This window comes from Microvirga sp. P5_D2 (assembly GCF_054049475.1).
Genome location: NZ_JBFUMH010000057.1, coordinates 24,268 through 31,374, shown reverse-complemented (window position 1 = coordinate 31,374; position 7,107 = coordinate 24,268). Strand labels below are relative to the sequence as shown.

Genomic DNA, 7,107 nt, shown 5'->3' with positions numbered 1-7,107 from the left:
GTCGCGGATTGCCGAAGTTGCAACTTCAATAGCAGAGGCACCAGTTCAGGCGACCTCGATGACGATCGAGGTCGCCAAATGTCACCCGATCAGGTAGGATTTGCGATGCATCCTCACCGCTCGGTGGTGAAGCGGTTCTTCGCCTAGATCAGCCGCAATCGCCGGCTCAGGAACGATCCGGAGGCGACGCTCATGTCAGCCCGTGACTTCCTTGATGCCGCTTCGATCATGCTCCTCGTCCGCCGCTTGGGACGGAACTCATGATTTACGAGACGGACTCTTAGAACGCTGATCGTTAACCTAACGAAGGCTGGAAGCCAGATTTCCGAACCGCTTCAAAGAAGCTTTCGAGATCTGCGTCGGTGACAATGAGATTCGCGTACCCCGGCTCTTTATGGACGCTGTCGACGTTAAACATCGTAGGATGCTTCTTGAAAAGCTTGGTGGCCGAGTTACCGGAGCTGTGCTTGGCGACGTTGCAGGTGAGCTGCAGGCGATCCAGCTCAACCACCTCCACGTTCAGGCCTTCGGCGGCTAGGGCGGCAAACGCAGCCTCCTGAACATAACGCTTAGTTTTCATATAGCTGTTGATCTCCCGCTCCCACAGGTGGTGCAACGAGATCACAAAGGCCTGCCGAACCAGCGAAAGCGCAGTTTCGACCTCGCTATCAAGTTCCCCGAAGTGCTCGCCGTGGTCGTACACTAGCTGGCCGTCCTCGTATTCCTCGACCATTTCGGCTTTGCCTGCCGCGACGTCCGCCTGAAAGGTTTTCCACCGGGCTTCCAAACTCACGCGCTCATCGTCCGAGGCCTTGCGCGCGGCGGCGTAGGCCATAGCGAGATCGTCGATTTTGGACCGGAACAGCCATCTTCTCACAGTGCTCAATTGTAATTTCATTCTGGATACCCCGTCACTTGGCACTGCAATAGCGCTGCAGGGTTATGACGTAAACTGTATCGGGAGGCGTGAGCTTAACTCGACCAGGAGGAGAAACCCTAAGGAGAAGGAGGGCAAAAAATATGTATTACGGACAAGGCACCGAAGCGACCCGCCGACCAAGGACGGGCTGGCGTAAATCAAAGTCTCCTTAGACTACAAGTCCTACGGAACATCGTTATATCCTTGTTTGATACCCGGTTGGAGGCGCTGGCTCCTGGATTGGGATACCACATCCGCAGACTCGAGGGCCCCAGGCGTTCCGACTGTCCGACCTGCTCCACACCGCAGCATGCGAGGCCATCATGCCGAACAATACTTGGGTCCGGGACCCATAAGATCGTGCGCGAGGTGTGCTGATTGTTTTTGAGATTTTTGGAGAAAGGTATTCAGGACCGCTGAGATTCCCAGCTAAGCCCTTGAAACCTTTGGCGCTCCCAAGGGGACTCGAACCCCTGTTTTCGCCGTGAGAGACGGCGCAGTGGTCACTGCAAGTAACGACGACCTGCACTTGCAAAGGGCGGTAGAGGCACCCCTTCTTTCGCGGTGCCGGAGGAGTAGCTCGACGGGAGCACAGTGGTCGGCCCGCGCGCCCATGAGCGCCGTAGCGGGCCGGGCGCTGGACGGGTGGTCATCGGCGATTTCCGGTTAGGGTTGGGTTGCGACATCCACCTGCAATCGAGAGAACCCCCGATGACCAATCCCATGATGGACCTCAAGAGCCTGGTCGAGAAGACCCCGGATGCCGATCTGCTGCGCGAGATGATCGGATATGCGGCCGAGCGCCTGATGGAGTTGGAGGTCAGCGCTCTCGCGGAGGCTGGCTATGGCGTGAAGAGCTCCGAACGCCTGGCCCAGCGCAACGGCTACCGCGAGCGCGACTGGCACACCCGTGCGGGTACGGTCGAACTGCGCATCCCGAAGCTGCGCACCGGCTCGTGCTTCCCGGGCTTTCTCGAGCCGCGCCGCATGGCCGAGAAGGCGCTCACCGCCGTGATCCAGGAGGTCTACATTCAGGGCATCTCCACCCGCTCGGTCGACGATCTGGTCAAAGCGCTCGGCATGACCGGCATCTCAAAGAGCCCGGTCTCGCGCCTGTGCGCGGAGATCGATGAGCGCGTCAACGCCTTCCTGGAGCGGCCGATCGAGGGCGAATGGCCCTATCTGTGGATCGATGCCACATACGTGAAGGTGCGCCAGAACGGCCGCATCGTGTCGGTCGCCGTCATTGTGGCGGTGGGTGTCAACACCGACGGCCGGCGTGAGGTGCTGGGCCTGGACATCGGCCCGTCGGAGGCCGAGCCGCTCTGGACCGCGTTTCTGCGCAAGCTTGCCCGGCGCGGCCTACGCGGGGTGAAGCTGGTCGTGTCGGATGCGCACGAGGGGATCAAGGCCGCCGTGTCCAAGCTGCTCTGTGCCACATGGCAGCGCTGTCGGGTGCATACGATCCGAACGCAATCGAGCAACTGGGTCAGCAGTGCTCTCACGTCCCGGCGGAGGGCTGCGCAAGGGAATGACATGACGGATCTTCAAGCTGCCGTCGTGAACGATGATGCGGTCGATGACCAGTTGCAAGAGAGCCTGCCGGTCCTCAAATGAGGCATCGTCCAGCCGGACCTCAACCCGCTCGCAGAACGCCCTCAGATCGGTCATCACCGCCTGAGCCTTGCTCCGTTGGTCGCACAAGCGATGCTGCTGCTCGAGTTGAAGGTCCAGGGCATGACACTGGTCGGCCAATTGCCGGCGGCGGTCCTGCAGTTCCTCCAGGCTGATCACTTCCGTCTGGTAAGCATCCAGCAGGCGCCGGTCGCTCCGCGCCAACCCATCCAGACGGTTCCGAAGCTTGCGCTCGGTCTCCGATCCACGCGCCGCAGCCTGACCCGCTTCATCGGCAAACGCCTGGAATTGGGCAAGCAGCCGATCAGGATCGCCGAGGAGGCTACGGACATGGTCCCAAACCGTTCTCTCCAGGTCATCAGCCTTGACGTGAGCCCGTGAGCACAGCGCAGGGCGGGCTGTCGCGATGCAGTCCTTGCCGGCGCATTTATAGTAGCGGAGCGCGCCCTTGGCCCTTTTCTGGCTCACCCCGTGCATTGCCAGGCCGCATTCGCCACAAGTCAGCAGGCAGCGCAGCAGATAGTTATGCTTCTTGTTGTTCCGGAACGACAAGGTCGCGTTGCGCGCCAGCTGGGCCTGAGCCCGGTCCCAGATCTCCTGGTCGACCAGCGGCGGCACAGGGATGGTGATCCACTGCTCCCGTGGTCTGATGACGCGATACCCCATGCCCGCGTAGCCGGGCTTGCGGATGCGCGGTTTGCGGGCCGGCCGGTACTCATAACGATTGGAGTACGCGGTTCCGGTATAGACCGGATCGGACAGGATGTGGTGGACCGTCGAGGTCGACCATGGCCGCCGGCCACAGCGTGGGAACCATGGCCCGAAGTTCAGCCGGCGGAGGATCTGACGCAGGGTCAAGGCCTCCTTGGCAAGCCAGCCGTAGAGCATCCGCACGACCTCGGCCTCGGCCTCATCGACGATGAGCTGGCCAGCGGCCCCCCTCATGGCGCGGCAGATAGCGATAGCCGTAAGGCGCCCGAGCGCCGATGAACTGGCCGGCTCGGGCCTTGTGCAGCTTGCCACGCCGAAACCGCTCGCTCAGCAGAGCGCGCTCGTATTCGGCGACAGCTCCTTGGATTTGAAGCAGGAGTTGGTCTCCCGGATCATCGGAGATGGCGCGGTTGAGAAACTCCACCGCGCATCCTGCTCGCCGGAATTCCTCGAGCAACAGCACCTGATAGGCACAGCGGCGCGCCAGCCGGTCGGGGGCGAGAACGCCGACGACATCAATCTCCCCGTCGCGAACGGCATCGCGCAGGGCGTCCAGCCCAGGTCCGTCGAGACGCGAGCCGCTGTATCCTTCGTCCCGAAACACATGGAGGTCGCTCAAGTCGTGGTTGGCGGCTCCAGCCCAGCGTCGCAGTCCATCGAGTTGGCTGTCGATGGTCTGTTGGCGCTCCTGGCGTTCGGTGGAGACACGGGCATAGATGGCGGCGCGCATGGGGCTCCTCCTTCGGTCATTGGGTGAGAACGGGTGGGATCGCTCGCCTGCCGTTCAGGCACAGTCGCCTGAAGCAGGTGGCGGTAGGCACGGGAGAGACGATCGGGGCCATCAGGCGTGCGGACGAAGATGGACTGGATTGTCCAGCCCCGTGCCGCTGATGGGCCTTGGGTTCGCGGCATGGGCACACCTCGTTCGGGTGGACCCCACGAACCCTACCACTGTCGCGCTGGTGGCCCCGACAAACGGGAACGGCGCGGCTTGCTGGTCGCCACCCACGGGAACGAAATCCTGGTGCCAAACCGCAATGCATCGATTGCGTTCGGATCGTGCACTTCATGCGCAATGCCTTGGCGCATGCAGGCAAGAGCGGCCGGCGGGTCGTATCTGCCTTCATGGCCACTGCCTTTGCCCAGAATACGGCCGAGGCGGCTCAACAGCAGTGGCGCCAGATCGCTGACCAGCTCCGACCCAAGCTGCCGAAGCTTTCCGCCCTGATGGACGAGGCCGAGACGGACGTGTTGGCTTACATGAGCTTTCCGGCCCTGCACCGGACCAAGAGGCATTCAACCAATCCGCTCGAGCGGCTCAATGGCGAACTCAAGCGCCGCACGGATGTGGTCGGGATCTTCCCGAACGAGGCGGCGATCACCCGGCTGGTCGGTGCGATTTTGCTGGAGCAAAACGATGAATGGGCCGTGCAACGTGCCCGCTATCTCACACTGGAAACAATGGCCCCAATAAGCGATGATGTGGTGATCAGCTTGCCCGCCGTGGCAACCTGATCATCCGGGCCCTGGCCGGTGATCGCGGTGAACCGCCGTCAGTTACACCACGCCAAGGGGCACGATTCCCGTGACAATCTGCATCGGGTCTCAACATATAGGAAAATAGAAGACGGGTATGCGTCGAAGCGGGTCTTTGGTTTTATTTCCAGAACCGCGTGGATAGTGTCATTTGCGAACCTCTATCACCGGATCGACTGAGGCTATCGCGGTAACCGATCTCGGCCTGTGAAGCCGGAGGCAGCCGAACACCTGTGAGGATGCCCGGCTCGACCAGCCTCTAAAGGATCTGGCTTTTACTGCTCGATGTACAGAAAGGCAGCCGGATCGACATCCCCCTGAAGCTTGATTGGCTCGAACTTGCCCGCCTCATGAACCAGATCCCAGTAGTACTCGATGCGCAGCGTGCGGCCATTGAGCGACCATACCGGGACACCATGGTAAGGCAGCACATCCGAGGGCGCGGGAAGCGGACGAACGCCAATGCGGCCGGGACGCGGTGACACGGTGAGCGCAACACCACGCGGGGCGTAGCGCTCGAGCATGCTGACCCGGTCGCGGGCTTCCAGGAAGCCGCGATAGCCAACCACGCTCTCCTCTGCACGCCGCTGGATATCGGCGCGCACGGTCTCCGCACTTCCGTCATTCAGGTACGCACGCCGCAGGGTGTCGTCATCGACACCTTCGTTGCGCATCAGATGAAAGGTTACGGGAAGAGCGTCGCGCAGAGCGACAACCGTCTTCTCGTCGCCGCTATCCCGCCGCTGGCGGATCTCATCACTCACCTCAGCCCACACCTTCTCGAATCCGTTCAGCTCCTCAACGGCCCTCTGAAGATCGTGCAGCACGACATGTTCCGAGTAGCCGAAGTCCCGAGACATCTTGTCGAGGGCATCGAAATACCTGTCGGCGTCAGCCTGCGGAATGTCGTTCAGGCGAGCGAAGGCACCTTCGGCAAAGACGTGAATTTTCACCCCGGGCGCATAGACGGCCGCGATGGCACGTCCGATCTCGTTCAGCCTCTTCAGCATGACGACTTCGCCGAAGTCGGGGAGCATGCGAGGCGTCTTCAACGGCACAGGGGCCTTGAAGGGGAAGCCCAGGATCGTGAAGAGCATCGGCTCATTCCGCTCGATAAAGTGGCGGAAGCCGGCCTTCCACTGGTCGGCAAGGGAAAGAATCCAATCCGGATCGCCGAACACGACGGACGGTTGGGCAAAGAAGGCCAAGAGGCGGTCCTCCAGCGTATCTGCAGCGGGAACCGACAAGGCGGGCGCAAGGACGTCGAGCATCGGCTCGAAGAATGACCGATCAACCGTCCGGGCTGGCGCGAATTCGGCCACGGGCGCGGTCTTGTCCAAACTCCTGAACGGACGGAACGGAAAAACATAGGGGCTTGTTGCCTGAGCCATGGGGATGCACTCCTGTAAATGGCTGTGAGAAAACGAAAGTGATTGCGTGAGAGCGGCGCGGGCCTAGACCAAGCCTCGGCAGGCCGGGGCCTCGAGGTTCGAGACCATGATGCTCGCCGGGCGGCAGGCTGGCTCGAGAACGGCATTGGAGTAGCGCGCTGCCTCCGGGAGGAAGTGACGCGAAGCCTGCGAGACAGACCCAGCGAACACAATAGTCTTTGGATTGAAGATCCGGCACATGGTGACGAGATAGCGCCCCAGATGCGCAGAGATGATCTCGAACGTTTTCGTGGCTGCCGGATCACTCTCGACTCGCTCCGTCACCTCGGCAGCGGTCAGTGATGCGCCCGTCAGCCGATGGTACACATGCGCGACGCCGCGACCCGACAGAAGACGGTCGACAATCACCTTCTCATTGATTTCCGTCACGTCGAACAACTCGTTGCACACGAGCCCTGCCCCGCCGCTGAATCCGCGCATGAGCGTTCCGTCGTGATAGGCGATTCCAGCCCCCGAGCCCATGTTGATCAGCAGGAAGGGCAAGCCCGATTGGCCCGCGCCGAAGCGGTACTCGCCCAGCGCCATGGCATGGACATCGCTCTCGACCTGAACCGAACGCTTGAAGCGATCGGTCAGCATGCTACTGAGATCCACAGCGATCGGACCACCGAGAAGAGAGCTTTGCGTGAGCTTGCCTTCATGAACCGGAGCGTTCCAGCTCAATCCGATCTTGTCGTCGCCATCAGTGACATACTCAGCCATCAAATCGAAGGCTCGGCCGAGAAACGCCGGAGATCCCGGCTCAAGGCTTGCCGTCGGGACCTTGTCGCGGAGCAGAATGGAGCCATCCTTCCGCATGCGGCAAACGTCGATTTTCGTGCCCCCGAAATCAAAGGCGAGAGTTGACGTGTTCAC

The 7,107-nt window shown here is 61.4% G+C and carries 5 protein-coding genes and 4 pseudogenes; 4 read left to right on the top strand and 5 right to left on the bottom strand.

Annotated features, from left to right (window positions below; genetic code table 11):
* Window positions 1-264: pseudogene (locus ACXJKO_RS15925) on the top strand (hypothetical protein); the annotation flags it as partial.
* Between the two features lie 31 nt (window positions 265-295).
* On the opposite strand, the gene ACXJKO_RS15920 reads toward ACXJKO_RS15925, so the two are convergent.
* The gene (locus tag ACXJKO_RS15920) at window positions 296-898 is read right to left on the bottom strand and encodes a hypothetical protein (RefSeq protein ID WP_457092062.1); all 603 of its coding nucleotides are present in this window, start codon (window positions 896-898) and stop codon (window positions 296-298) included.
* Between the two features lie 732 nt (window positions 899-1,630).
* Here ACXJKO_RS15920 and ACXJKO_RS15915 point away from each other — a divergent pair.
* Window positions 1,631-2,392, top strand: a pseudogene (locus tag ACXJKO_RS15915) (IS256 family transposase); the annotation flags it as partial.
* A gap of 219 nt (window positions 2,393-2,611) precedes the next feature.
* On the top strand, window positions 2,612-2,935 hold the full coding sequence (locus tag ACXJKO_RS15910) for a hypothetical protein (protein ID WP_457092064.1): 324 nt from the start codon (window positions 2,612-2,614) through the stop codon (window positions 2,933-2,935).
* Between the two features lie 3 nt (window positions 2,936-2,938).
* Here the strand turns inward: ACXJKO_RS15910 and ACXJKO_RS15905 are convergent.
* Window positions 2,939-3,499 (bottom strand): annotated as a pseudogene (locus tag ACXJKO_RS15905) (recombinase family protein); the annotation flags it as partial.
* Window positions 3,465-3,995: a recombinase family protein gene (locus ACXJKO_RS15900; protein ID WP_457092061.1), complete on the bottom strand. Its 531-nt coding sequence runs from the start codon at window positions 3,993-3,995 to the stop codon at window positions 3,465-3,467. The gene ACXJKO_RS15900 and the pseudogene ACXJKO_RS15905, both read right to left, overlap by 35 nt.
* A gap of 329 nt (window positions 3,996-4,324) precedes the next feature.
* On the opposite strand from ACXJKO_RS15900, the pseudogene ACXJKO_RS15895 reads away from it, so the two are divergent.
* Window positions 4,325-4,780, top strand: a pseudogene (locus ACXJKO_RS15895) (transposase); the annotation flags it as partial.
* Between the two features lie 296 nt (window positions 4,781-5,076).
* On the opposite strand, the gene ACXJKO_RS15890 reads toward ACXJKO_RS15895, so the two are convergent.
* Both ACXJKO_RS15890 and ACXJKO_RS15885 read right to left on the bottom strand, forming a co-directional pair.
* Window positions 5,077-6,192: an L-tyrosine/L-tryptophan isonitrile synthase family protein gene (locus tag ACXJKO_RS15890; protein WP_457092060.1), complete on the bottom strand. Its 1,116-nt coding sequence runs from the start codon at window positions 6,190-6,192 to the stop codon at window positions 5,077-5,079.
* A gap of 63 nt (window positions 6,193-6,255) precedes the next feature.
* Entirely contained in the window at window positions 6,256-7,107 is an 852-nt protein-coding gene (locus ACXJKO_RS15885; RefSeq protein WP_457092059.1) for an ROK family protein, read from the bottom strand.

What these genes read in the sequence shown, in the direction of transcription:
- ACXJKO_RS15890 (WP_457092060.1), bottom strand. Translation starts at nt 6,192, where the DNA reads ATGGCTCAGGCAACAAGCCCCTATGTTTTTCCGTTCCGTCCGTTCAGG.
- ACXJKO_RS15920 (WP_457092062.1), bottom strand. Translation starts at nt 898, where the DNA reads ATGAAATTACAATTGAGCACTGTGAGAAGATGGCTGTTCCGGTCCAAA.
- ACXJKO_RS15900 (WP_457092061.1), bottom strand. Translation starts at nt 3,995, where the DNA reads ATGCGCGCCGCCATCTATGCCCGTGTCTCCACCGAACGCCAGGAGCGC.